This window comes from Streptomyces sp. rh34 (assembly GCF_002551245.1).
In the GTDB taxonomy this organism is placed as follows: Bacteria; Actinomycetota; Actinomycetes; order Streptomycetales; family Streptomycetaceae; genus Streptomyces.
Window position 1 is genome coordinate 1 of the sequence record NZ_NTGZ01000098.1, and the last position, 25,608, is coordinate 25,608.

The 25,608-nt window shown below is 70.7% G+C and carries 22 protein-coding genes and 1 pseudogene; 4 read left to right on the forward strand and 19 right to left on the reverse strand.

Annotated features, from left to right (window positions below):
- Together CR470_RS19210 and CR470_RS19215 are read left to right on the forward strand one after the other, a co-directional pair.
- Nucleotides 1-223, forward strand: a pseudogene (locus tag CR470_RS19210) (hypothetical protein); the annotation flags it as partial.
- 65 nt (nucleotides 224-288) lie between these two features.
- The gene (locus CR470_RS19215; RefSeq protein ID WP_097868813.1) at nucleotides 289-1,104 is read left to right on the forward strand and encodes a DsbA family protein; all 816 of its coding nucleotides are present in this window, start codon (nucleotides 289-291) and stop codon (nucleotides 1,102-1,104) included.
- Nucleotides 1,105-1,174: 70 nt separating this feature from the next.
- Here the strand turns inward: CR470_RS19215 and CR470_RS19220 are convergent, their stop codons facing one another.
- Entirely contained in the window at nucleotides 1,175-1,753 is a 579-nt protein-coding gene (locus tag CR470_RS19220) for a dienelactone hydrolase family protein (RefSeq protein WP_097868814.1), read from the reverse strand.
- A gap of 49 nt (nucleotides 1,754-1,802) precedes the next feature.
- On the opposite strand from CR470_RS19220, the gene CR470_RS19225 reads away from it, so the two are divergent.
- Nucleotides 1,803-2,954: a mechanosensitive ion channel family protein gene (locus tag CR470_RS19225; protein ID WP_097868815.1), complete on the forward strand. Its 1,152-nt coding sequence runs from the start codon at nucleotides 1,803-1,805 to the stop codon at nucleotides 2,952-2,954.
- Between the two features lie 19 nt (nucleotides 2,955-2,973).
- Here CR470_RS19225 and CR470_RS19230 read toward each other — a convergent pair whose 3' ends face one another.
- The 5 genes from CR470_RS19230 to CR470_RS19250 all read right to left on the reverse strand — a co-directional run bounded on the left by CR470_RS19230 (nucleotide 2,974) and on the right by CR470_RS19250 (nucleotide 7,531).
- Nucleotides 2,974-4,560, reverse strand: a complete 1,587-nt coding sequence (locus tag CR470_RS19230) for a Na+/H+ antiporter (RefSeq protein WP_097868816.1) — start codon at nucleotides 4,558-4,560, stop codon at nucleotides 2,974-2,976.
- A 110-nt stretch (nucleotides 4,561-4,670) separates the two neighbouring features.
- Nucleotides 4,671-5,156, reverse strand: coding sequence for a GNAT family N-acetyltransferase (locus CR470_RS19235; RefSeq protein ID WP_097868817.1), 486 nt, complete (start codon nucleotides 5,154-5,156; stop codon nucleotides 4,671-4,673).
- Nucleotides 5,153-6,094 (reverse strand): RluA family pseudouridine synthase, encoded by a 942-nt coding sequence (locus CR470_RS19240; RefSeq protein ID WP_097868818.1) that lies wholly within the window; start codon nucleotides 6,092-6,094, stop codon nucleotides 5,153-5,155. Before CR470_RS19240 ends, CR470_RS19235 begins: the two co-directional genes overlap by 4 nt.
- A gap of 44 nt (nucleotides 6,095-6,138) precedes the next feature.
- Nucleotides 6,139-6,729: a signal peptidase II gene (gene lspA, locus CR470_RS19245; protein WP_097868819.1), complete on the reverse strand. Its 591-nt coding sequence runs from the start codon at nucleotides 6,727-6,729 to the stop codon at nucleotides 6,139-6,141.
- A 58-nt stretch (nucleotides 6,730-6,787) separates the two neighbouring features.
- Complete coding sequence (locus CR470_RS19250; protein WP_097868820.1) at nucleotides 6,788-7,531, reverse strand: TraR/DksA family transcriptional regulator; 744 nt, start codon at nucleotides 7,529-7,531, stop codon at nucleotides 6,788-6,790.
- Nucleotides 7,532-8,094: 563 nt separating this feature from the next.
- On the opposite strand from CR470_RS19250, the gene ileS reads away from it, so the two are divergent.
- The gene (gene ileS, locus CR470_RS19255; RefSeq protein WP_097868821.1) at nucleotides 8,095-11,238 is read left to right on the forward strand and encodes an isoleucine--tRNA ligase; all 3,144 of its coding nucleotides are present in this window, start codon (nucleotides 8,095-8,097) and stop codon (nucleotides 11,236-11,238) included.
- 325 nt (nucleotides 11,239-11,563) lie between these two features.
- On the opposite strand, the gene CR470_RS19260 is transcribed toward ileS, so the two are convergent.
- The 13 genes from CR470_RS19260 to CR470_RS19320 all read right to left on the reverse strand — a co-directional run.
- Nucleotides 11,564-12,721 (reverse strand): DivIVA domain-containing protein, encoded by a 1,158-nt coding sequence (locus CR470_RS19260; protein WP_097868822.1) that lies wholly within the window; start codon nucleotides 12,719-12,721, stop codon nucleotides 11,564-11,566.
- 49 nt (nucleotides 12,722-12,770) lie between these two features.
- Nucleotides 12,771-13,055, reverse strand: a complete 285-nt coding sequence (locus CR470_RS19265) for a YggT family protein (protein WP_006123846.1) — start codon at nucleotides 13,053-13,055, stop codon at nucleotides 12,771-12,773.
- A 91-nt stretch (nucleotides 13,056-13,146) separates the two neighbouring features.
- A complete protein-coding gene (locus tag CR470_RS19270; RefSeq protein WP_097868823.1) occupies nucleotides 13,147-13,770 on the reverse strand; it encodes a cell division protein SepF in 624 nt (207 codons plus the stop codon).
- A gap of 125 nt (nucleotides 13,771-13,895) precedes the next feature.
- Nucleotides 13,896-14,615: a YggS family pyridoxal phosphate-dependent enzyme gene (locus CR470_RS19275; protein ID WP_097868824.1), complete on the reverse strand. Its 720-nt coding sequence runs from the start codon at nucleotides 14,613-14,615 to the stop codon at nucleotides 13,896-13,898.
- A gap of 6 nt (nucleotides 14,616-14,621) precedes the next feature.
- On the reverse strand, nucleotides 14,622-15,362 hold the full coding sequence (gene pgeF / locus CR470_RS19280; RefSeq protein ID WP_097868825.1) for a peptidoglycan editing factor PgeF: 741 nt from the start codon (nucleotides 15,360-15,362) through the stop codon (nucleotides 14,622-14,624).
- Entirely contained in the window at nucleotides 15,359-16,582 is a 1,224-nt protein-coding gene (gene ftsZ / locus CR470_RS19285) for a cell division protein FtsZ (protein WP_097868826.1), read from the reverse strand. The genes pgeF and ftsZ overlap by 4 nt, the downstream gene beginning before the upstream one ends.
- 276 nt (nucleotides 16,583-16,858) lie before the next feature.
- Nucleotides 16,859-17,653 carry a cell division protein FtsQ/DivIB gene (locus CR470_RS19290; protein WP_097868827.1) on the reverse strand — a complete coding sequence of 265 codons (795 nt, stop codon included), beginning with the start codon at nucleotides 17,651-17,653 and terminating at the stop codon, nucleotides 16,859-16,861.
- A 62-nt stretch (nucleotides 17,654-17,715) separates the two neighbouring features.
- Entirely contained in the window at nucleotides 17,716-18,804 is a 1,089-nt protein-coding gene (gene murG, locus CR470_RS19295) for an undecaprenyldiphospho-muramoylpentapeptide beta-N-acetylglucosaminyltransferase (RefSeq protein ID WP_007451369.1), read from the reverse strand.
- Nucleotides 18,805-18,810: 6 nt separating this feature from the next.
- Nucleotides 18,811-20,256: a putative lipid II flippase FtsW gene (gene ftsW, locus CR470_RS19300; RefSeq protein ID WP_179892315.1), complete on the reverse strand. Its 1,446-nt coding sequence runs from the start codon at nucleotides 20,254-20,256 to the stop codon at nucleotides 18,811-18,813.
- A gap of 64 nt (nucleotides 20,257-20,320) precedes the next feature.
- Complete coding sequence (gene murD, locus CR470_RS19305) at nucleotides 20,321-21,766, reverse strand: UDP-N-acetylmuramoyl-L-alanine--D-glutamate ligase (protein WP_097868828.1); 1,446 nt, start codon at nucleotides 21,764-21,766, stop codon at nucleotides 20,321-20,323.
- Nucleotides 21,748-22,818, reverse strand: coding sequence for a phospho-N-acetylmuramoyl-pentapeptide-transferase (gene mraY, locus CR470_RS19310; RefSeq protein WP_097868829.1), 1,071 nt, complete (start codon nucleotides 22,816-22,818; stop codon nucleotides 21,748-21,750). The genes murD and mraY overlap by 19 nt, the downstream gene beginning before the upstream one ends.
- A complete protein-coding gene (locus CR470_RS19315) occupies nucleotides 22,815-24,236 on the reverse strand; it encodes a UDP-N-acetylmuramoyl-tripeptide--D-alanyl-D-alanine ligase (protein ID WP_097868830.1) in 1,422 nt (473 codons plus the stop codon). The genes mraY and CR470_RS19315 overlap by 4 nt, the downstream gene beginning before the upstream one ends.
- Nucleotides 24,237-24,240: 4 nt before the next feature.
- Nucleotides 24,241-25,608 (reverse strand): UDP-N-acetylmuramoyl-L-alanyl-D-glutamate--2,6-diaminopimelate ligase (locus CR470_RS19320; protein WP_097868831.1); only part of this gene is annotated, 1,368 nt, incomplete at its 5' end.

Below are 25,608 nucleotides of genomic sequence, written 5' to 3' on the forward strand. Positions count from 1 at the left end.
AGATGTGTATAAGAGACAGGCCCTGGCCGGGCTGCTGCGCGCGGCGGCCCTGCTGGCGTTCCGGCCGCTGCTGGTAGCCGTCGCCGTGGTGCGCTCGGGCGCCCGGGCCGCGGCCCGCCGCTCCCGGCCCGCCGGGCGTCCGCACCCGCCGCTGACCGCCCGCTTCCTCGTGCACTGCGTGGGACGCAGGGGCCCGCCGCTCGCGACGTACGCCGCTGCCTGAGGGCACGGCGACGCGACGACGGCAGCACCGCCCCTCCCCCACACACGTACTCACGGAGAACGATCATGAGCAAGCGCAACACCCAGGCGAACAAGGCAGCGGCCCGCGAGCGGCTGCGCGCCGAGCGCGAGGCCCAGGCCAAGAAGGACAAGACCCGCAAGCAGCTCGTCGTGGCCGCCTCGGTCGTCGCGGCCCTCGCCGTGGTCGGCGGCATCAGCTACGGGGTGACGCAGCTGAACAAGCCGGACGCCTGGGAGGCGGCCGCGGACGCGAAGAACGTCACCGCGCCGAAGAACACCTCCGGCGACGACGGCACCACCGTGGTGATCGGCAAGTCGAGCGCGAAGAAGACCCTGGAGCTGTACGAGGACTCGCGCTGCCCGGTCTGCGCCACGTTCGAGCAGGGCGTCGGCGAGACCGTCTCGAAGGACGTCGAGGCCGGCAAGTACAAGGTCCGGTACGTCGGCGCGACCTTCATCGACAACACCGACAACGGCGAGGGCTCCAAGAACGCCCTGAGCGCGCTCGGTGCGGCGCTGGACGTGAGCCCCGAGGCGTTCCTGGAGTACAAGGCCGCGCTGTACTCGGCGAAGTTCCACCCCGAGGAGAGCGACGACAAGTTCGCCAAGGACAGCTATCTCATCGAGGTCGCGGACTCGGTCGACGCGCTCAAGGGGAACAAGGACTTCCAGAAGGACGTGGAGGACGGCACCTACGACGGCTGGGCGATGAAGATGTCCGCGTCGTTCGACAAGAGCGGGGTGCAGGGCACGCCGACGCTGAAGATGGACGGCAAGAAGATCACCAGCGAGGGCAGCGAGAACGCCCCCATGACGGCCGACGAGTTCACGAAGGCCATCGACAAGGCGCTCAAGGCCTGACGCCCTCGCCTTCCGTGGCACCCGGCGCACCGGGCGGGCCGACCGCCCGGTGCGCCGGGTGCCGCGCGTTCTACAGGGTGGCCAGGAAGCCGAGCGCGACCCTCCAGGTCTGCTCGGCGGCCGCCTGGTCGTAGTCGTGCAGATCGGGGTCGGTGAACAGGTGCCCGGCCCCGGGGTAGCGGTAGACCTCGACGTCCGCGCCGGTGCGCTGCATCTGGAGGTACCAGCTGGTGAGCCAGTCGTGGGACTCGAAGGGGTCCGGGTCCGCGACGTGCAGCTGCACGGGGAGCTCGTCCACCGAGGCGTTCTCGGCGATGTCCGAGGTGCCGTGGAACAGCAGCAGCCCGCGCGCCTTCGCGTCGCCGAGCGCCAGGGTCTGCGCGGTCGCCGCCCCGAGGGAGAATCCGGCGTAGACGAGTCCCTGGTCGGAGTAGGGCGCGGCGGCCAGCACGGCGCGCTTCAGCAGCTCCTCCTTGCCGATTTCGTCCTTGTAGGCCATGCCCTCTTCCACCGTGTCAAAGGTGTGCCCCTCGAACAGATCGGGCACGCGCACCTCGTGGCCGGCGTCCCTGAGGCGCGCGGCCGCGGCGTGCACGGCGGGCCTGAGCCCGTACGTCGAGTGGAAAAGCATGATGTTCATGAGGCCCATGGTGCCATTTGTGCCCTGGGGGCTGCCCTACAGCTTGGAGGACGAGGGAATGGAGAGCGTGCTGCGCCCGCTGATCGTCATCGGCGGTTCCGTGGTGATCACCCTGCTGGTCGGCTGGCTGGTCGACCTGCTGCTGCGGCGCGCCGACAGCCGTCACCACGAGACCCCGCTATGGGGGCTGCTGCGGCGCTGCCGGCCTCCGTTGCAGGTGGTGATCATCACGGCGCTGCTGCGCGGCAGCTACCGGCAGTCGGGCATCGCCTGGCTGTGGGAACACCGGGCCGGGATCGGCCAGACCCTGACCCTCGTGCTGATCGGCGCGTCCGCGTGGCTGGTGGTGCGGATCGCGGCGACGGTCGTGGAGGCCAGTTACGCGCGGTATGCGACGGGCACCCGTGATCCGGCCCGGGTCCGCCGGGTCCGTACGCAGGTGACGCTGATCCAGCGGGTGGTCATCGCGGTCGTGACGGTGGTCGCGCTCGCGGCGATGCTGCTGACGTTCCCCGCGATGCGCGGGGTCGGCACCTCGGTGCTGGCCTCGGCCGGGGTGCTGGGCGTCGTCGCCGGTGTCGCCGCCCAGTCGACGCTCGGCAATCTCTTCGCCGGATTCCAGATCGCGTTCGGCGACATGGTGCGGATCGGCGACACCGTGGTGGTGGACGGCGAGTGGGGCACGATCGACGAGATCACGCTGACGTTCCTGTCGGTACGGACCTGGGACGAGCGGCGGATCACGATGCCGGTCTCGTACTTCACCAGCAAGCCGTTCGAGAACTGGTCGCGCGGCGGGGCACAGATGACGGGCACGGTCTTCTTCCACCTCGACCACTCCGCTCCGGTCGCCGCGATGCGGGAGAAGCTGCGGGACCTCCTCGGGGACATCGCCTCCTGGGACGGCCGGGACTGGTCGCTGGCCGTCACGGACACGACGCCGTCCACGATCCAGGTGCGGGCGGTGGTCACGGCGAAGGACGCGGACGACATCTGGACGGTGCGCTGCGCGGTGCGTGAGCAGCTGATCGGCTGGCTGCGCGATCACCACCCGTACGCGCTGCCGCGGATCGCCACCGGGCCCGCCGTACCGCCGCCGGGCGAGCAGTGGGCGGAGCCGACGGGTGCGGGAGGCCGGGCGGGCCGCGATCGGACGGTGCCGCCCGCCGAAGGGGACGACTCCAGGGCCCCGCGCACGGGCCGCGGCTGAGGCCGCCCCGCGACGGCCTTCAGCGCAGCGAGCGGACGTCCAGATACCGCAGCACCCGGTCCACGACCTCCGGGTCGGAGCCGGGCTCGCTGCGCGCGGAGAGCACCTCGTGGCGGGCGGCCGACATCATCTCGCGCTGGACACGGCTGACCGCCTTGAAGCGCTCGGCGCGCTTGGCGTAGGCCTCGCGCCGCTCCTCGTCGACCATGTCCGGGCTGATCCGGGCGCCGATGTCGTACGCGGCGCGCTGGAGCCGCTCCATGACCTCCTCGGGGAACTCCTCGACCTCCTGGATCTCCTTGAGGCGGTATTTGGCGGCCTTGGCGGCCCGGACGGCGAGGTCCCGCTCCAGTGCCTCCTCGGCGTCGGTGTCGGCCCGGACCCGCAGCTTGCGCACCAGCCAGGGCAGGGTGAGCCCCTGGAAGACCAGGGTGGCCATGATCACGGCGAACGCGATGAAGATGATCTCGTCGCGCCCGGGGAAGGGCTGCCCGTCGTCGGTCTCCAGCGGGATCGCCAGCGCCAGGGCGACCGAGGCCACCCCGCGCATCCCGGCCCACCACATCACGACGGTCTCCCGCCAGCTGGTGGGGATCTCCTCGCTGACGTCGCGGCGGGTGTGGAGCCGCTTGGCCAGCCAGGTCGCGGGCAGCAGCCACAGCAGCCGTACGCCGACGACGACCGCGACGATCGCGAGCCCCCGGCCGACCATCTCCAGGGCGTGCCCGTGGGCGGTGCCGAACACACTGTGCAGCTCCAGGCCGATCAGTCCGAAGGCCACACCGGTGACCAGGGTGTCGACGATGTCCCAGAACGTACGTCCGGTGAGCCGGCCCAGCACGTCGTCTGCGTCGGCGGTGTGCTCGGCGAGGTACAGCGCGGTGGTCAGCACGGCCAGCACGCCGGAGCCCATCAGCTCCTCCGCGAGGACGTAGGAGACGAACGGCACCAGCAGGGTCAGTCCGACCTGGAGGGTGGCGTCGCCCAGCAGGCCCATCAGTTTGATGGTGAGCCAGCCGAGCGCGAGGCCGACGGCCACCGCGACGACGGCGGAGAGGACCAGCAGCCCGAAGGCCTCGGGGAGCGAGAAGGTGCCGCTGACGGCGGCGGCGATGGCCACGTGGTAGAGCACGATGGCGGTCACGTCGTTGAAGAGCCCCTCGCCCTCCAGGATCGACACCAGCCGGCGCGGCAGCCCCACGGAGCCCGCCACGGCCGTCGCCGCGACCGGGTCGGGCGGGGCGACGAGCGCGCCGAGGGCGACGGCGGCGGCGATGGGCAGCCCCGGCACGATCGAGCTGGCGACCGCGGCGACGGCGGCGGTGGTGACGAAGACGAGGGCCACGGCCAGCAGGAAGATCGGGCGTCTGTTGGCGGCGAACTGCCGCCAGGAGGTGCGCTGCACGGTGGCGTAGAGCAGCGGCGGAAGCAGCGCGGGGAGGATGATCTCCGGCGGGATGTCGACGTTCGGCACGAACGGCATGAACGCCATCGCGATGCCGATGAGGGTCATCAGCACCGGCGCGGGCAGCCCCAGCCGGTCGCCGAGCGGCACCGTGACCACGGCACCGAGCAGCAGCAGGAGCAGGAGGGACATCTGTTCCACGAGGCGCCTTCCGGAGCGAGCGGTTCCGGCACACCACGAGCGGCCGAACAAGGCCCCCACCCTGCCACGCGGAACGCGCGATGCGGCTTATACCCCCCGTTGTCCGGCGCTCAGGCCGGGCTGATCTCCCGCCGCATGGCCCGGTGCGCCATGCCCGCGTCGGGGAACTCGGGTCCGTGGGCGACGTATCCGAGCCGCTCGTAGAAACCGAGGGCGTGCGTCTGGGCGTGCAGGTCCACGGCGGCCAGGCCCAGCGCCCGCGCCTCGTCCTCGATGGCCCGCACGAGGGCCGCGCCGACCCCGAGGCCGCGGGCCTCCCGGCTCACGGCGAGCCGGCCGAGCGAGCCGACGGCCGGATCGCCGCCGGTCTTCCCGACCGCGTCGGCGCCGTGCAACAGCCGGCCCGTGCCGAGCGCGGTGCCGTCGGCCGCGACCGCCAGGACATGCACCGCGGTCGCGTCGTGGGCGTCGTACTCCAGCTCTTCGGGCACGTTCTGCTCGCCGACGAAGACCTCCTTGCGCACCTGGAAGCAGGCTTGGAGGTCGCTCTCCTCGACGGCCCTGCGGGTGCTGTACGAGGAGGGGGCGGAGCTCACTGACTCTCCGCGGAGATGGTGTCGAGGGCGTACTGGAGGTCGGCCGGGTAGGTGCTGGAGAACTCCACCCAGCTGCCGTCCCTCGGGTGCTCGAAGCCCAGCCGCACGGCGTGCAGCCACTGGCGGGTCAGCCCGAGGCGCTTGGCCAGGGTCGGGTCCGCGCCGTACGTCAGGTCGCCGACGCAGGGGTGGCGGTGGGCGGACATGTGGACCCGGATCTGGTGGGTGCGGCCGGTCTCCAGCTTGATGTCGAGGAGGCTGGCGGCGCGGTAGGCCTCGATCAGGTCGTAGTGGGTCACCGACGGCTTGCCCTCGGCGGTGACCGCCCACTTGTAGTCGTGGTTGGGGTGGCGCCCGATGGGGGCGTCGATGGTGCCGCTCATCGGGTCCGGGTGGCCCTGGACGAGCGCGTGGTACTTCTTGTCGACGACCCGGTCGCGGAACTGGGCCTTGAGCAGGGTGTAGGCGCGCTCGGACTTGGCGACGACCATCAGGCCGGAGGTGCCGACGTCGAGGCGGTGGACGATGCCCTGGCGCTCGGCGGCTCCGGACGTCGAGATCCGGTAGCCGGCGGCGGCGAGGCCGCCGATGACGGTGGTGCCGGTCCAGCCGGGGCTGGGGTGGGCGGCGACGCCGACCGGCTTCATGATGACGACGATGTCGTCGTCGTCATGGACGATCTCCATGCCCTCGACGGGTTCGGCGACGACCTGGACGGGAGCGGCCGCCTGTGGCATCTCCACTTCCAGCCAGGCGCCCCCGTGGACCCGCTCGGACTTCCCGGCCACCGAACCGTCCACCTGGACCTTCCCGGCTGCGGCCAGCTCGGCGGCCTTGGTGCGGGAGAAACCGAACATCCGGGAGATGGCGGCGTCGACGCGCTCGCCTTCCAGGCCGTCCGGTACGGGCAGGGTGCGGATCTCGGGGTGCGTACTCACCTGTCGAGTATGCCTTGCGCGGAACGCTCTCCGCGCCGGGGCGGTCAGTCCTTGTGCACGGTCCCGTCGGGGTCCAGACCCTTGAAGGAGAGGATCACGATGAGGATGCCGCCGCACACGATGGCGGAGTCGGCGAGGTTGAAGACGGCGAAGTGCTTGGGGGCGATGAAGTCCACCACCGCGCCCTCGAACACACCGGGCGCCCGGAAGAGCCGGTCGGTGAGGTTGCCGAGCGCGCCGCCCAGGAGGAGGCCCAGGGCGATGGCCCACGGCAGACTGTAGAGCTTGCGGGCCAGCCGGACGATCACCACGATCACGCCGGCGGCGATGATGGTGAAGATCACCGTGAACGCCTCGCCGAACCCGAACGCGGCGCCCGCGTTCCGGATCGCCCGGAACTGCAGCCAGTCGCCGATGATGTCGATCGGCGGCTGATGCTCCAACTTCGCGACCACGATCATCTTGGTGACCAGGTCCAGCAGGTAGGCCACGACGGCCACGCTCAGGAGAACGAGGACCCTCCGCTTGCCCCGGCCCGCGTTCACGGCGGCGTCGGCGGCCGTGCTGCCGCCTTCGTCCGTGCCTTCGGCATCGGGATCTTCCGGCGTACCGATGATGCGCTCCGCCTCTGCCACGTGAGTCCCTCAACCTAGGTGCCTGCCTGAGGATGAGGGTACGACACACCTGCGCGGGTCAGCCGCGCCGCTCCTGCTTCTGCTTGTCCTCGACGCACAGGGTGGCCCGGGGGAAGGCCTGCATCCGCGCCTTTCCGATCGGTTTGCCGCAGACCTCGCAGAGCCCGTACGTCCCCGCCTCCAGCCGGGCGAGCGCCCGCTCGGTCTGCTCCAGCGTCTCCTGGGCGTGGGCGGCCAGCGACAGCTCGTGCTCGCGGGTGATGTTCTTGGTGCCGGTGTCGGCCTCGTCGTCGCCCGCGCCGTCGCCGGAGTCCCGCATCAGCCCGGCGAGCGCCGCGCCGGAGGCCTCCAGCTCGCTGCGGAGCCGCAGCGTCTCGCTCGTCAGCAAGGTGCGCGCCTCGGTGACCTCCTCGGGCGTCCAGGGGTCCTCCCCGGGCCGGACGGCCAGCTCGTCGGGGGCGGCGGCGCGGGCCGGCGGCACGGGGGCCGTGGCCTGTGCGCCTGCTGCGTGACGACTCGCGCTCTTCTTGGTTACCACCGTGTGGGCTCCCGTCTGCTCGGCGGCCCGGGCCGCCTCCGTGGCCGCCGCTGCGCCCTTTTCCGACGCCTTCCCGGCGGTGCTCTTCTTGGCGGCGGCCTTCTTCGCCGTCGCCTTCTTGGCCGCCGTCTTCTTGGCGGTGCTCTTCTTGGCGGCGGCTTTCTTCGTCGTCCTCTTCGCGGGCGCGGGCGCCTGCTCGGCCGGTGACTCGTGGGCGCCGTCGCGCTCGGCCACGGTCTCTTCCGCCGTCTTCTTCGCCACCATGGCCGCGGCCCCTTCACATATTGTGATCTTGCTCGCGAATCGTGCTGGGACGATAAATCGACTCCAGCCCCGCGGCAACGGGGCACGCCGCCTTCTCGCCCTCCCCGTGTCCGGTCGTGGCGCGCCTGCCTGCGTTGTTCCCAGCTCCCCGCCCGGTAATCCGGCTCCCCGGGCGCCGCCGGGAAGTCCTTGTACCCCGTCCCGCCACTCGGGTCACGCCCACGCGCCACCGATAACCGGTCGGCCGTCGCCCGTACGGGCCCGTACACTGAGCCCAGCGAGAGGCTTGGATGGGACGAGTAGCGCCGTACGCAGCCAGTAGCGACCCGGGGACGGTGGGAGCCCGGGGGCGAGCGCGTCGCGAAGATCACCCCGGAGCCGCCGGAAGAACGCTTTGGACCGTGGGCTCCGCCCACCGGCGCAAGGCCACTAGACCCGGCATCGCGACCCCAATGAGGGGGCCACGGGCCTGTGCCCGGGGCCAAGGAGGGTGGTACCGCGGGAGCCGAGACGCTCTCGTCCCTCCGACGGAAGTGGAAGACGTCCGCCGGAGGAAGCCGCACATGACATCGCCGCAGTACCGCCAGGTACCCGCCCAGGTCGACCTGCCCGCGCTCGAGCACGCCGTGCTCGACTTCTGGCGCGAGAGCAAGATCTTCGCCAAGAGCCTCGACCGGTCCGAAGGCCGCCCCGAGTGGGTCTTCTACGAGGGCCCGCCGACCGCCAACGGCATGCCGGGCGCCCACCACATCGAGGCCCGCGTCTTCAAGGACGTCTTCCCCCGCTTCCGCACGATGCAGGGCTACCACGTCGGCCGCAAGGCCGGCTGGGACTGCCACGGGCTGCCGGTCGAGCTCGCGGTCGAGAAGGAGCTGGGCTTCAACGGCAAGAAGGACATCGAGGCGTTCGGCATCGCCGAGTTCAACGCCAAGTGCCGTGAGTCGGTGACCCGGCACACCGACGCGTTCGCCGAGCTGACGACCCGCATGGGCTACTGGGTCGACCTGGACGACGCGTACCGCACCATGGACCCGGAGTACGTGGACTCCGTGTGGTGGTCGCTCAAGGAGATCTTCAACAAGGACCTGCTGGTCCAGGACCACCGCGTCGCCCCCTGGTGCCCGCGCTGCGGCACCGGCCTGTCCGACCACGAGCTGGCCCAGGGCTACGAGACGGTCGTCGACCCCTCGGTCTTCGTCCGCTTCCCGCTCACCTCCGGCCCGCTGGCCGGCGACGCGGCCCTCCTGATCTGGACGACCACCCCCTGGACGCTGGTCTCCAACACGGCGGTCGCCGCCCACCCCGAGGTCCGCTACGTCGTCGCGACGAACGGCGAGGAGCGGCTCGTCGTCGCCGAGCCGCTCCTGGAGAAGGCGCTGGGCGAGGGCTGGGAGGCCACCGGCCAGTCGTTCACCGGCGCGGAGATGGAGCGCTGGAGCTACGAGCGCCCCTTCGCCCTGGTGGACTTCCCGGCCGAGGCGCACTACGTCGTCAACGCCGAGTACGTCACGACCGAGGACGGCACGGGTCTGGTCCACCAGTCCCCCGCGTTCGGCGCCGACGACCTCGTGGTCTGCCGTGCGTACGGCCTGCCGGTGGTCAACCCGGTCCGCCCGGACGGCACCTTCGAAGAGAATCTCCCGCTGGTCGGCGGCGTCTTCTTCAAGAAGGCCGACGAGGCGCTCACCGCGGACCTGGACGCGCGCGGCAAGCTCTTCCGCCACGTCCCCTACGAGCACAGCTACCCGCACTGCTGGCGCTGCCACACCGCGCTGCTCTACTACGCGCAGCCCTCCTGGTACATCAGGACGACGGCGGTCAAGGACCGGCTCCTCCAGGAGAACGAGAAGACCAACTGGTTCCCTGACTCGGTCAAGAACGGCCGCTTCGGCGACTGGCTCAACAACAACGTCGACTGGGCGCTCTCCCGTAACCGCTACTGGGGCACGCCGCTGCCGATCTGGCGCTGCGAGGACAACCACCTGACGTGCGTGGGCTCACGCGCGGAACTGACGGATCTCACGGGCACCGACCAATCGGGGCTGGACCCGCACCGCCCCTTCATCGACGAGATCACCTTCACCTGCACGCACGAGAACTGCCAGTTGGAGGCGTACCGCGTCCCGGAGGTCATCGACGCCTGGTACGACTCGGGTTCGATGCCGTTCGCGCAGTGGGGCTACCCGTACAAGAACAAGGAGATCTTCGAGAGCCGCTACCCGGCGCAGTTCATCTCGGAGGCCATCGACCAGACCCGCGGCTGGTTCTACACGCTGATGGCGGTCGGCACCCTGGTCTTCGACAAGTCGAGTTACGAGAACGTCGTCTGCCTGGGCCACATCCTCGCCGAGGACGGCCGCAAGATGTCCAAGCACCTGGGGAACATCCTTCAGCCGATCCCGCTGATGGACCAGCACGGGGCGGACGCGGTGCGGTGGTTCATGGCGGCGGGCGGCTCCCCCTGGGCGGCACGGCGTGTGGGCCACGGCACGATCCAGGAGGTCGTCCGCAAGACGCTCCTCACCTACTGGAACACGGTCGCCTTCCAGGCCCTGTACGCGCGCACGTCGGGCTGGTCCCCGTCGGCGGCCGACCCTGCCCCGGCGGACCGAACGGTCCTGGACCGCTGGCTGCTGAGCGAACTGAACGCGCTGGTCGACCAGATGACCGTCGCGATGGAGGGCTACGACACCCAGCGCGCCGGCAAGCTGCTCTCGGCGTTCGTGGACGACCTCTCCAACTGGTACGTACGCCGCTCGCGCCGCCGCTTCTGGCAGGGTGACAAGGCGGCGCTGCGCACGCTGCACGAGGTCGTCGAGACGGTGACCCGGCTGATGGCCCCGCTGACCCCGTTCATCACGGAGCGGGTCTGGCAGGACCTGGTGGCGCCGGTCACTCCCGACGCCCCGGAGTCGGTCCACCTGTCCTCCTGGCCGAAGGCGGATCTCACGGCGATCGACCCGACGCTCTCCGCCCAGATGGCGCTGGTGCGCCGCCTGGTGGAGTTGGGCCGGGCCACGCGCGCCGAGTCGGGCGTGAAGACCCGTCAGCCGCTGTCGCGGGCGCTGGTGGCGGCGGCAGGCTTCGAAGGCCTCTCGGCAGAGCTGCGCGCCCAGATCACGGAGGAGTTGAACGTCACCTCGCTGGCCTCGCTCTCGGAGGTGGGCGGCTCCCTGGTCGACACGACGGCGAAGGCCAACTTCCGCGCCCTGGGCAAGCGGTTCGGCAAGGGCGTCCAGGCGGTGGCCAAGGCGGTGGCGAACACGGACGCGGCAGCCCTGTCCCTGGCCCTGCGTGAGGGCACGGCATCGGTGGAGGTCGACGGCGAGCAGATCACCCTCTCCCCCGACGAGGTCATCATCACGGAGACCCCGCGCGAGGGCTGGTCGGTCGCCTCGGACGCGGGCGCGACCGTCGCCCTGGACCTGGAGATCACCCCGGAACTGCGCCGCGCGGGCCTGGCCCGTGACGCGATCCGCCTGATCCAGGAGGCCCGCAAGAACAGCGGCCTGGACGTCGCGGACCGCATCGCCGTCCGCTGGACCTCGACGTCCCCGGCAACGGTGGAAGCCCTCACCGAGCACACCCCGCTGATCTCCGAGGAGGTGCTCGCCCTGGACTACGCGGAGGGCGAGGCGGACGAGACGTACGGCGAGGTGTTCGAGGACGAGGGCCTGGCGCTGACGTTCCGCCTGCGGAAGCGGTAGCGGTAGCCCGCAGGACCAGAGGGGCCCGCCGGACCGGATTCCGGCGGGCCCTTCCGCGTACCCCCTCGGGGGCTCCGCCCCCGAACCTGCGCGCCTCAATCGCCGGACGGGCTCGGTTGATCAGCCCCTCCGGCGAGTGAGGAGCGGGGCCCGGGGCAGCGCCCCGGTTTCGGGAAGGGGCGGGGAGGGGAACAGGCCCGCCGCAGGCGCCTCACCCGCACCCGGCAGCCGTGGCCGAGCCCACGCCAAAGGGCCGGGCCCCGGGAAATCCCGGGGCCCGGCCCTTTGCCTGCCGACGGCTACGCGCTCAGCGAGCGCGAACCGCTCAGTTGTCGTCCTCGTCGATCAGGAACCCACGCATCGGCGAAGGCGCCTGCTGCATCGGCTGCGGCGCCTGCGGCCGCACCGGCGCCATCGGCTGCGTCATCGCGGGCGACATCTGCTGCTGGCCACCGTAGGACGGCGCACCGCCCATCGTGGACGGGCCGCCACCCATCTGCTGGCCGCCGTGGCCACCGTGGTTGGAGCCGCCCATGGAGTGACCCATCGCACCCGCACCGGCCGGGGCCAGCGAGGGGGACGGCGGCAGCGAAGCCGCTGCCGGAGTCCGCGGCGGGGCGAGCGAGTCGTCCGCCTGGGTCTCCAGCTGACGCAGCTGGCTCTCCAGGTAGGACTTCAGCCGCGTGCGGTACTCGCGCTCGAAGCCACGCAGATCCTCGACCTTGCGCTCCAGCGTCGCGCGGGCCGACTCCAGCGAGCCCATCGCCACGCGGTGCTTCTCCTGCGCGTCCCGCTCCAGGGCGTCGGCCTTGGCACGCGCGTCGCGCTCCAGACCCTCGGCACGGCTGCGCGCCTCGCCGACGATCTTGTTGGCCTCGGAACGGGCCTCCGCGATCGCCTGGTCGGCGGTCTGCTGTGCGAGCGAGAGGACACGGGCGGCGCTGTCGCCGCCGGGGCCCTGCCCCTGCTGCTGCATCTGCGGCGGCTGCATCTGCTGCATCTGCTGCTGCTGGGGGTGCTGACCCATGGGGCCGCCCTGCATCGGGCCACCCATGGGACCGCCCTGCATCGGGCCGGGGCCGTGCGGGCCCTGCGGACCGGGGCCGTGGCCGCCCTGGGGGCCGTGGCCGCTGGGACCTGCGGGCAACTGCGGCGCGCCACCGGGCAGCTGGGGCGGACCCATCTGCGGGGGCTGCTGCTGCTGCGGCGGTCCTGATATGGCGGCGGGAACGGGGGCACCGGGGCGATCCTGCTGCTCCGGAGGCTTGCGCATACCCTGCTGCTGTTGCTGCTGCTGGTTCTGCGCGGCGGCACGCGTCGCGGCGGCCAGCTTGGCGCGCAGGTCCTCGTTCTCACGGAGCAGACGGGTCAGCTCCGATTCGACCTCGTCGAGAAAGGCATCGACCTCGTCCTCGTCATAGCCTTCTCGGAGGCGGACGGTCGTGAACTGCTTGTTCCGCACGTCCTCGGGGGTCAACGGCATCTCTTCTTCACCTCTACGTAGTCGTCGGCAGTCGGCAAGACCGTATCGCTCACAACCTGACCACAACGCTGATCAGGATGTAGACGATGATCATCAGAACGAAGAAGGACAGGTCGAGTGCCACGCCCCCGAGACGCAGCGGCGGAATGAACCGCCGCAGAAGCTTGAGCGGTGGATCGGTGACAGTGTAGGTGGCCTCAAGTACGACCACCATCGCCTTGCCGGGTTGCCATGAACGTGCGAACTGGAAGACATAGTCCATGACCAGCCGGAAGATCAGCACGATGAGGAAACACATCAGCGCGATATAGACCACATCCAGTGCGACGCCCATGTCCCGCGGTTCCCTCTCCCCTGGCTCTCGTCAGCTCCGGCCTCGTGGCCGGCACCGGCCTCTCGGCCGGGTTGTTCCCGGTGTCGTGTTCTCAGCTCTGGTTGAAGAATCCGCCCTCTGCGATGCGGGCCTTGTCCTCCGCCGTGACATCGACGTTAGCAGGCGACAACAGGAACACCTTCTGCGTCACGCGTTCAATGCTGCCATGGAGACCGAAGACGAGCCCCGCGGCAAAGTCGACAAGTCGCTTCGCGTCCGTGTCGTCCATCTCCGTGAGATTCATGATCACCGGAGTGCCCTCACGGAAGTGTTCCCCGATGGTACGGGCCTCGTTGTAGGTCCTGGGGTGCAGCGTGGTGATGCGGTACGGCTCCCGCTCGGACACGACCTTGGGCATGATCACCGGTGCGTTCTTCTCCATGTTCGGGCGTTCAGGTGTGATGGATGCCACGGGTGCGATCCGGGCGGGTCGCACGCTTTCCGCGGGGAGCTGAACCGGCTCGCGCTGGGCGGGCGGTTGTACTACTCGTACCGGTTCGTCCCTTTCGCGCTCGCGTTCCCGCTCCGCCTGGTGCGGGGGCTGATGCCGCCGCCGGTCGCGCTCGGGCTCCGGCTCAGGTTCGAATTCGTCGTCGGGGTCGAACCCCGGACCGTCGTACCCATCGTCCTCCACGAGGCCGAGGTAGACCGCCATCTTGCGCATCGCGCCGGCCATGCTCCGAGTCCTCCGCTCTGTGGTGGATCGGCATTCGTCACCAAGTGCCCGCGATCCACTGTGGTCTGACCGCTGTGAGCGGTAATGACCATATTTTCTGCTGTGGTCCGACTTGCTTCGCGACGTTACCCGAGCCGGGGTCGGACTCCGAGTACCGCCGTACCGACGCGTACATGTGTCGCTCCGGCCGCCACCGCGTCCTCCAGGTCCCCGCTCATACCTGCGGAGACCATGTTCGCAGCCGGATGACCGGCGCGCAGGCGGGATGAGATTTCCATCAGCCGGTCGAAGGCGGCCCGTTGCCGGCCCGCGTACTCCCCGGCCAGCGGCGCCACGGTCATCAGTCCGTCGAGCCGGAGTCCGGGAGCCGCGCCGATCGCGGCCGCCAACTCCTCGACCCCGTCCGGCGCGACGCCGCCGCGCTCGCCGCGCGCGCCGCTCTCCGCGTCCAGGGCGACCTGGATCAGGCAGCCGAGCTCGCGCTCGACGCGCACCGCGGCGGCGGAGAGGGCGGTGACCAGCTTGGCGCGGTCCACCGACTGCACGATATCGGCATAACTGGTCACAGAACGAACCTTGTTCGTCTGCAGTTGTCCGACAAAGTGCCATGTCAGCGAAAGATCCGCACAAGCGGTGGCTTTGGGGGCCGCGTCCTGGTCACGATTCTCCGCGACATGGCGCACACCGAGTTCACGCAGGATCCGCACATCGCTCGCGGGGTAGGTCTTGGTGACCACGATCAGGGTCACTTCCTCGCGCTTACGACCGGCCGCGGCACAGGAGGAGGCGATCCTTTCCTCCACCTGTGCCAGATTCGCGGCGAGTTGAGCCTTACGGTCCGTCATGCCCTATCAGTCCAACCAGACATATCCGGCGAGCCGCCCGGTGGTGCGGTCGCGGCGGTACGAGAAGTGGTCGCCCGATTCCAGCGTGCAGTACGGCGAGGAGTGCCGGTCCGCCACACCGAGGGCGGCGAGCTGGGCGTGGACTCCGCCGGTGACATCGACGGCCGGGGTGCCCCAGCTGGTCTCGGACCAGGTGCCGGGAACGGCCTCGGCGACCTCCGCCCGCATCGCCTCCGGCACCTCGTAACACCGTCCGCAGACGGCCGGTCCGGTGTGCGCGGTGATCCGGGAGGGGTGTGCGCCGAGCGCGACCATGGCCTCCACCGCCGCCGGAACGACTCCGGCGACCAGTCCCGGCCGCCCGGCGTGCGCCGCCCCGACGACTCCGGCGACCGGGTCGGCGAGAAGAACGGGGGTGCAGTCGGCGGTGAGGACCGCGAGCGGCAACCCGCGCCGGGCGGTCACCACCGCGTCCACGGCCGGAATCTCCGCGTCCGCACCCCAGGGTCCGTCCACCACGGCGACGTCCCGGCCGTGCACCTGGTTCATCCAGACCACGCGGGCCGGGTCGAGACCGAGTCGGCCGGCCGCACGCTCCCGGTTCGCGCCGACGGCGGCGGGGTCGTCGCCGACCGCGCCGCCGAGGTTGAGCTCACCGTACGGAGCGGCGCTCACTCCGCCCCACCGGTCGGTGAAGGCGAAGTGAGCGCTGCCCGTGACGGGTTCCGCCCGGTGCTGGGCTATCACTTCAAGAAGTCCGGAACGTCCAGCTCTTCGGCCTGGGTGTCCTGGTAGGGACGGGCCGGCGGGACGTGCGGCGGCGAGACCGGCCCGAGCGCGCTCTCACTCGAAGCCGACGCGGGGGTGGGCTCGGCCGGAGCCGGGCTCTCCTCGCGCGGAGGCACGGAACCTAGTCCGCCCGTCGGGCGCGTGGACTCGACGGAGGACCTGGCCGGGGCGGCCGGCTCCTCGCGCTTGTTGCTGTTCGCGCCGAGGACGTTCTCCCGGCGGGCCGGCGGCTGACCGCCGTCGAAGCCCGCCGCGATCACGGTGACCCTCACCTCGTCGCCCAGGGCGTCGTCGATGACGGCGCCGAAGATGATGTTGGCCTCGGGGTGCGCGGCCTCACTCACCAGCTGGGCGGCCTCGTTGATCTCGAAGAGACCGAGGTCGCTGCCGCCGGAGATGGAGAGGAGGACACCGCGGGCGCCGTCGATGGAGGCTTCCAGGAGGGGCGAGGAGATCGCCATCTCCGCCGCCGCCACCGCGCGGTCGTCGCCGCGCGCCGAGCCGATGCCCATGAGCGCCGATCCGGCCTCGGACATGACCGACTTGACGTCGGCGAAGTCGAGGTTGATCAGACCCGGGGTGGTAATGAGGTCGGTGATGCCCTGGACACCCGAGAGCAGCACCTGGTCGGCCGACTTGAACGCGTCGAGCACGCTGACCTGACGGTCCGAGATGGACAGCAGGCGGTCGTTGGGAATGACGATGAGGGTGTCGACCTCTTCGCGGAGTTCGGCGATGCCGTCCTCCGCCTGGTTCGCGCGTCGCCGGCCCTCGAAGGTGAACGGGCGGGTGACCACGCCGATCGTGAGGGCGCCGAGCGAGCGCGCGATGTTGGCGACGACTGGTGCGCCGCCGGTGCCGGTGCCGCCGCCTTCTCCGGCGGTGACGAAGACCATGTCGGCCCCCTTGAGGACCTCCTCGATCTCCTCACGGTGGTCCTCTGCCGCCTTACGACCGACGGCCGGGTTCGCCCCGGCGCCGAGGCCCCGGGTGAGTTCGCGGCCGACGTCGAGCTTGACGTCGGCGTCGCTCATCAACAGGGCTTGTGCGTCCGTGTTGATCGCGATGAACTCGACGCCCTTGAGACCGACCTCGATCATTCGGTTGATGGCATTGACACCACCGCCGCCGACACCGATGACCTTGATGACTGCGAGGTAGTTCTGCGGTGCTGCCACGTCGAAGGCCTCTCGCCTCGAGTTACGTGTCGTCGCTCTGCGGTAGCCCCGCGGCGACGACTGATGTCGATGGGGACGGTCCGAACGCCGACCCAAACCCTAACGTTGAAGTTTAGGGTTACCGGTGTGTCTGCTTCCTGGACTCTTCCGAACAGGACACTAAGTCGACAAGTGGCGCACGTTCAACGAACACGCCGAACCTCCCGTTTTTCTTTTCACCCTATGTGATCACCCGTAGCGCTGACCAACCAGGGTGCTGGCCAGCACAAATACCCGTCAACTCGCCGATACCGCCGGGGCGGTGGGGGCGCTTACGTCGAAGTGTCCCACTTTGGGGGTGGCTTTCATGAGTGCGGTGAGGACGCGCGCCTTCACCGGCCCGTCTTCGCCACTCCCCCAGGTCACCACACGATCCCGGGTGAGCAGCAAGGAGATCGCGTCGTACGAGGTGACCCGTACGACCTCGGTGTCCTCGGCCACACCTGCCGGAAGGTCGCCGACGACCCGGACCGCTTCCCGCAACAGACCGTCACCGCCGAAGCGGCGAAGGCTCGCGGACGGTTCGGGAGTCAGCTCCAGCAGGGGCACGCCCTTCGGGGCCTTGTCCACGGTGGCGAAGCGCACGCCCTTGGCATCCACTTCCACGAACGCGCCGTCCTTTTCGACCAGCAGGACCGGCTTCCGTTCGGTCACCTTAAGGCCGATGCCGTCCGGCCAGGACCGAACGACATCAACTGTGTCGATACGAGGCAACTTCTGGCGCAACCGGCGTTCCATGGCGTCGGTGTCCACGGAGACCAGCGGGGCGCCGATCGGCGTGGCGGCAACCGCTTCCACTTCTTCGCGGGTCAGGACCTCGACGCCGCTCGTGCCGACCTTCTCGACGCGGAGCCAGGAGGAGCCGTAGAGCAGCCAGATCACGAACGCGGTGAACAGGGCAGCCGCGACGCCGATCAGGATCAGCAGGGTGCGGCGGCTGATCCGGGGCTCGTCGGGGCCGGTCCGCGGCGGGCGGGCGGAAGTGTCCGCCCGCCCGGGCGCGCCGCGCTGGGCGGTCGTCGGTCCGGCCACGCTCGCTCCTTCACCGGACCCGTGGCGCCCGCCCCGGGTCCGCACCGCATCGCGCCGGGCGCCTAGCGGCGCGCGGCAATCGCTTCGTACACCATGCCGACGAGCAGGTCGTCGGCGTCGCGCCGGCCGAACTCGGCGGCGGCGCGGGACATTTCGTACAGCCGGTGAGGGTCCGACAGTACCGGCAGGACGTTGCCCTGCACCCACTCCGGGGTGAGCGCCGCGTCGTCCACCAGCAGGCCGCCGCCGGCGTTGACCACCGGCTGGGCGTTGAGCCGCTGTTCGCCGTTGCCGATGGGCAGCGGCACGTAGGCGGCGGGGAGCCCGACGGCGGAGAGTTCGGCGACGGTCATCGCGCCCGCGCGGCACAACATCATGTCGGCCGCGGCGTACGCGAGGTCCATCCGGTCCACGTACGGTACCGGGATGTAGGGCGGCATCCCGGGCATGTTGTCGATCCGCGGCAATTCGTTCTTCGGGCCGACCACATGGAGGATCTGGATCCCGGAACGCTGCAGCAGCGGCGCGACCCGCTGGACCACCTCGTTGAGGTGGCGCGCGCCCTGCGATCCGCCGGAGACCAGCAGCGTGGGCAGGTTGGGGTCGAGGCCGAAGGAGGCGCGGGCCTCGGGTCGGACCCGGGCGCGGTCCAGGGTGGCGATGGTGCGGCGCAGCGGGATGCCGATGTAGCGGGCGCCGCGCAGCTTGCTGTCGGGGGTGGAGACGGCGACCCCGTGGGCGTACCGCGAGCCGATCTTGTTGGCCAGGCCCGGGCGGGCGTTGGCCTCGTGGACGACGATCGGCACACCGGCCCGCTTGGCGGCCAGATAGCCGGGCAGTGCGACGTAGCCGCCGAAGCCGACCACGCAGTCCGCCTTGGTGCGCTCCAGGATCTGCTCGGCGGCCTTGATGGTGCCACGCAGCCGGCCCGGGACGGTGATCAGTTCGGGCGTGGGCTTACGGGGCAGCGGCACGGCCGGGATGAGCGCCAGCTCGTACCCCCGCTCGGGCACGAGTCTGGTCTCCAGGCCGCGTTCCGTGCCGAGGGCAGTGATTCCCACGGTCGGGTCCTGCCTGCGCAGGGCGTCTGCGAGGGCAAGCGCGGGCTCGATGTGTCCGGCGGTCCCCCCGCCGGCGAGTACGACATGCACCGAAATTCACCGCTCTCCGGACGGACGCTTCTTGACGCGCCGTCTCATCGTCTTCCATCTCACCCCGGGCTTCCGCATGGCCAGGGCCGCCTTGGCGGCTGGGTCCTCCCGTGCGAAGGCGATCATCAGCCCGACCGCGAACATCGTCGGCAGCAGGGCCGACCCCCCGTAGGAGAACAGCGGGAGCGGAACCCCGGCGATCGGCAACAGACCGAGCACCGCACCGATGTTGATCACGGCCTGGGCCGTGATCCACGTGGTCACGCCTCCCGCGGCAAACCTCACGAAGGGGTCCTCCGTGCGTCCGGCCACGCGGATACCCGCATAGCCTAGAGCCGCGAACAGGGCGAGCACCGACAACGTCCCCGCCAGGCCCAGTTCCTCACCGGTGATCGCGAAGATGAAGTCGGTGTGGGGTTCCGGGAGTTGACCCCATTTTTCCACACTCGCACCCAGCCCGGAACCGAACCATCCGCCGGACGCCAGAGCATAGATCCCGTGTGCGGCCTGCCAGCAGCCGCCCTCCGGATCGGGTTCGCTCACTCCCATGCAGGCGAGCCGGGACATCCGGTTGGGGCTGGTCCTGATCAGCAGGAACGCGATGACGGAGGCGAAGCCGAGCACCGCGGCGAACAGCCGGGTGGGAGCGCCGGCCAGCCAGAGCAGACCGAACAGGATCGCTGTGAGAATGATCGCGGTTCCCATGTCGCCGCCGAGCATGATCAGTCCGAGCAGCATGAAGGCGACCGGCACGAGCGGCACGAGCATGTGCTTCCACTGCGTCAGCAACCGCTTGTCCTGCTTGCGGGCCAGCAGGTCCGCCGCCCACAGAATGAGGGCCAGCTTGCCGAACTCGCTGGGCTGGAGCTGGAAGGGGCCGCCCAGGTAGAGCCAGTTCTGGTTGCCGTTGACCGACATCCCTATCCCCGGCACCTGGACCAGGACCATCAGGAAGACGGTGACCATCAGTATCGGGTAGGCCAGCGCCCGGTGGAGCTTCACGGGCATCCGGGCGGCGACCAGCATCAGCGTGCCCCCGATGACGGCGGCGAGGAACTGCTTTCCGAAGAAGTACGTCGCGGGCTTGCTGATGTCCAGCGCCTTGATCATCGAGGCGGAGTAGACCATCACCAGGCCCAGCACGGTGATCAGGAGGCTGGAGCCGAGGATCACGTAGTAGGCGGTCAGGGGCCGGTCCCAGGCCCGCCGTGCCCGCTCATAGGTCCGGCGCGGTCCGCCGCCACGCCCGGTGCGCGGAGTGCGGGGCCCCGGGCCGCCGCGTCCGGAGCCGCGGGGCGTCTGCGGGCGCCGGGCTCCGGTGGCGAGGCGCCCGCGCAGGGCGAGCCCGTCGGGCAGCGGTACTCCGGAGGGTGCGGGCGAGGCGGCGAGGCGGCGGGGAACCGAGGCCCGTGCGCGGTCCCGCCGTACGGCGAATCTCTCGTCGGCCGGCATTGTCGCTGTCCCCTCCACTGCTCGTGCCCGGGGCCCGTGACCCCGGGCGCGGAGGCCCGGTCGGTCAGGCGCTCTCGTCGGCGCGTGCGCGGACCGCGTCCGCGAACGCCTCGCCCCGCTTGTTGTAGTTGGTGTACATGTCCATCGAGGCACAGGCCGGGGCCAGCAGTACCGTATCCCCCGGCCGGGCGAGCGCGGCCGCCCGTGCGACCGCTTCGGACATCGCCCCAGTGTCGGTCCGGTCGAGGTCGACCACCGGGACTTCGGGGGCGTGTCGCGTCAGGGCTTCGCGGATCAGCGCCCGGTCGGCGCCGATCAGCACGACCCCGCGCAGCCGCTTCGCCGCACCGGCGACCAGCTCGTCGAACGTGGCGCCCTTGGCCAGTCCGCCCGCGATCCAGACGATGGAGTCGTAGGCGGCGAGGGAGGCCTCGGTGGCATGGGTGTTGGTGGCCTTGGAGTCGTCCACGTAACGGACTTCGTCGATGTCCGCGACGTGTTCGATGCGGTGGGCGTCCGGCCGGAAGGCGCGCAGTCCGTCGCGGACGGCGGCCGGCTCCACGCCGAAGGCGCGGGCGAGGGCGGCGGCGGCGAGGGCGTTGGCGATGTTGTGCGGGGCCGGCGGATTGACGTCGGTGACCTCGGCCAGTTCCTGGGCCTGCTTCTGGCGGTTGGCGACGAACGCCCGGTCGACGAGGATGCCGTCGACCACGCCGAGCTGCGAGGGGCCGGGGGCGCCGAGGGTGAAGCCGATGGCCCGGCAGCCCTCTTCGACGTCCGCCTCGCGCACCAGGTCCTCGGTGGCCGGGTCGGCCACGTTGTAGACGCAGGCGACCGTGTTGCCCTCGTAGACGCGGCCCTTGTCGGCGGCGTACGCCTCCATCGAGCCGTGCCAGTCGAGGTGGTCCGGCGCCAGGTTGAGGACGGCCGCCGAGTGGGCGCGCGGGGAGGGCGCCCAGTGCAGCTGGTAGCTGGAGAGTTCGACGGCGAGGACGTCGTACTCGGTCTCGCCGAGCACCGCGTCCAGCAGCGATACGCCGATGTTGCCGACGGCGGCGGTGCGCAGGCCCGCCGCCTGAAGGATCGACGCCAGCATCCGTACGGTCGTGGTCTTGCCGTTGGTGCCGGTGACCGCGAGCCAGGGAGCGGCCTTCCGGCCGTTCGTCCCGCGCAGTCGCCAGGCCAGTTCGACGTCGCCCCAGACCGGGACGTCCGCCTCGGCGGCAGCCAGGAAGAGCGGCTTGTCCGGCTGCCAGCCGGGGGCGGTGACGACGAGTTCCGTGGACGGCGGCAGGGTCGCGCCGTCGCCGAGGCGCACCGTGATGCCGAGCGCCTCCAGTTCGGCCGCCTGCGCGCGGGCGCGTTCGTCGTCGCCGTCGTTGACGACGGTGACGAGCGCGCCGCGCTCGTGCAGGGCGCGGGCCGCGGGGATGCCGCTGACGCCGAGCCCGGCGACGGTGACGTGCTTGCCCTGCCAGTCCACGGTGCTGCTCACTTCTTGGCTGCCCATCCCGCGTAGAAGAGGCCGAGGCCGACGATCACGCACATGCCCTGGATGATCCAGAAGCGGACCACGACAAGGACTTCGGACCACCCCTTGAGTTCGAAGTGGTGCTGGAGCGGCGCCATCCGGAAGACCCGCTTGCCGGTCATCTTGAACGAACCGACCTGGATGACCACGGACATGGTGATCATCACGAAGAGGCCGCCGAGGACGGCCATCAGGAGTTCGGTGCGGGAGAGGATCGCGAGGCCCGCGATCGCGCCGCCGAGGGCGAGCGAGCCGGTGTCGCCCATGAAGATCTTGGCGGGCGAGGTGTTCCACCACAGGAAGCCGAAGCAGGCGCCCATCAGGGCGGCGGCGACGACGGCGAGGTCGAGCGGGTCGCGTACCTCGAAGCAGGCGCTGGGGTTGGTCAGCTTGTCCGCGTTGGCGCAGGACTCCTGGAACTGCCAGAGGCCGATGAAGGTGTAGGCGCCGAAGACCATCACCGAGGCGCCGGTGGCCAGACCGTCGAGGCCGTCGGTGAGGTTCACGCCGTTGGACATGGCGAGGATCATGAAGAGCGCCCAGACGCAGAACAGCACCGGGCCGATCGACCAGCCGAAGTCCTCCACGAAGGAGAGCCGGTCGGAGGCCGGGGTGCTGCCCGCGGAGTTGGGGAACTGGAGCGAGAGCACCGCGAAGGCGATGCCGACGATCAGCTGTCCCGCCATCTTCGCCTTGGCCCGCAGACCGAGCGAACGCTGCTTGACGATCTTGATGTAGTCGTCGAGGAACCCGACGAGCCCCATCCCGGTCATGAGGAACAGCACGAGGACACCGGAGTAGCGGATGTCCTCTCCCGTGAGGACCTTCGCGAGGAGGTACGCGATGATCGTCGCCAGGATGAAGGCGATGCCGCCCATCGTGGGCGTGCCCTTCTTGCTGCCGTGGGTGCGCGGGCCGTCGTCCCGGATGAACTGCCCGTATCCCTTGCGGGCCAGCAGCTTGATCAGCAGCGGAGTACCGACCAGGGTCAGGAAGAGCCCGATGGCCCCCGCGAAGAGGATCTGCCTCATCGGCCGGCGACCTCGCCCTCGGTCGAGTTCTCCAGCAGTGCCTGGGCGACCTTCTCCAGGCCGACCGACCGGGACGCCTTCACCAGCACGACGTCTCCCGGGCGCAGTTCACTGCGCAACAGGTCGACGGCCGCCTGTGCGTCGGACACGTGCACCGACTCCTCACCCCACGAACCCTCGTTATATGCGCCCAGTTGCAGCCAGGAGGCTTCTCTCCCCCCGACAGCGACGAGCTTGCTGACGTTGAGCCGGACGGCGAGCCGTCCGACCGCGTCGTGCTCGGCGAGCGACGCGTCACCGAGCTCGGCCATCTGACCGAGCACCGCCCAGGTGCGTCCCCCGTCGGCCCCTCGGGCCTGGCCCATGGCAGCCAGCGCACGCAGTGCGGCTCTCATGGATTCGGGGTTCGCGTTGTAGGCGTCGTTGACGATCGTCACACCGTCCGGACGCTCGGTGACCTCCATGCGCCAGCGGGAGAGGGTGCCCGCCTCCGAGAGCGCCTCGGCGATCTCGGTCACGGACATGCCCAACTCATGGGCGACGGCGGCCGCGGCGAGCGCGTTCGACACGTGGTGCTCACCGTACAGGCGCATGGTCACGTCGCTGCACCCGGTGGGTGTGTGGAGCTCGAAGGCGGGCCGCCCGTCCGCGGTCATCCTGACCTTCTCGCCCCGTACGTCCGCTTCCGGGGCTTCTCCGAAGAGCAGGACGCGGGCCTGCGTGCGCGAGGCCATGGCGCGGACGAGCGGGTCGTCCGCGTTGAGCACGGCGCAGCCGTCCTCGGGCAGGACCTCGACCAGCTCGCCCTTGGCCTGGGCGATGGCCTCCCGGCTGCCGAACTCGCCGAGGTGCGCGGAGCCGACGTTGAGGACCAGGCCGATCCGGGGCGGCGTGAGGTTGGCCAGATAGTGGATGTGGCCGACGCCGCGGGCCCCCATCTCCAGGACCAGGTGCTCGGTCTCGGCGGTGGCGGTCAGGGCCGTGACCGGCAGGCCGATCTCGTTGTTGAGGGAGCCGGGCGTCCAGACGGTCGGGCCCTTGCGCTGGAGGAGCTGCGCGATCAGGTCCTTGGTGGACGTCTTGCCGGCGGATCCGGTGAGTCCGACGACGGTGGTGCCGAGGCGTTCCACGACGGCACGGGCGAGGGCTCCGAGGGCGCCGACGACGTCGTCCACGACGATCGCCGGAACGCCGACGGGGCGGGCCGCCAGCACGGCTGCCGCGCCCGCCCCGACGGCGCGCTGGGCGTAGTCGTGGCCGTCGACCCGTTCGCCGGCGAACGCGGCGAACAGGCTGCCGGGGGCGACCTCGCGGGAGTCGATGACGACGGGTCCGGTCACGGTGACTGCCGGATCCGGTATGTCGTACGACTGCCCGCCGACGATTTCGGCGATCTCGGCGAGGGAAAGGGTGATCACTTGGTCATCCCTGACTGTTGTTCTCGAGGTGAGGGGCACGGTCCGCGGCGCCGGGACGCGCCAGGGACCGTTCGATGGCTGCGTGCAGGACCTTGCGGTCGTCGAAGGCGCGTACCACCCCGTGGATGTCCTGGCCCTGTTCGTGCCCCTTGCCCGCGACGAGGACGGTGTCGCCCGGTTCGGCGCGGGCGACGGCGGCGGCGATGGCCGAGGCGCGGTCGGCGTCGACCAGCACGTCGCCGCGCTCGTGGACGGGCACTTCGGCGGCTCCGGAGAGCATCGCGGCGAGGATCGCGAGGGGGTCCTCGGAGCGGGGGTTGTCGGAGGTCAGCACGGCCGTGTCGGCGAGCCGGGCGGCTGCCGCGCCCATCGGGCCGCGCTTGGTGGTGTCGCGGTCGCCGCCGCAGCCGAGGACGATGTGCACCTGGCCCTCGGTGACCTTGCGCAGGGAGCGCAGTACGGATTCGACGGCGTCGGTCTTGTGCGCGTAGTCGACAACGGCGAGGTAGGGCTGTCCGGCGTCCACCCGCTCCAGCCTGCCGGGGACCCCGGGGACGGCCGCGATGCCGTCGGCGGCGGTCTGCGGGTCGACGCCCGCGACGGCCAGCGTGACGATCGCGGCGAGGGTGTTGGCGACGTTGAACGGGCCGGGCAGCGGGGCGCGGGCGGTGATCCGCTCGCCCTTCGGGCCGACGGCGGTGAAGGTGCTGTCCTGCGGTCCGACCTCGACGTCCTCGGCGTGCCAGTCGGCGTCCGGGTGGCCCTCGGCGGAGAAGCTGGTGACGGGCACCCCGGACTCGGTCAGGAGCCTGCGGCCGTACTCGTCGTCGAAGTTCACGACGCCGCGGTGGCTGCGTTCGGGGGTGAACAGCTGGGCCTTGGCCTGGAAGTAGTCCTCCATGCCGGAGTGGAACTCCATGTGCTCCGGGCTGAGGTTGTTGAAGACGGCGACGTCGAAGACGCAGCCGTCGACCCGGCCGAGCACCAGGGCGTGGCTGGAGACCTCCATGGCGACGGCCTCGACGCCGCGTTCGCGCATGACGGCGAACAGGGCCTGGAGGTCGGTGGCTTCGGGGGTGGTGCGCTCGGACTTGATGCGCTCGTCGCCGATCCGCATCTCGACGGTGCCGATCAGCCCGGTGGGACGCCCGGCGGCGCGCAGTCCGCCCTCGACGAGGTACGCGGTGGTGGTCTTGCCGGAGGTTCCGGTGATGCCGAGCTGGAGGAGGCCGATGCCGGGCCGACCGTAGATGTCGGCGGCCAGCTCGCCCATCACGGCGCGCGGGTCCTCGGTGACCAGCACCGGCAGGCCGGTGGCCGCGGCGCGCTCGGCGCCGGCGGGGTCGGTGAGGACGGCGGCGGCGCCGAGGCT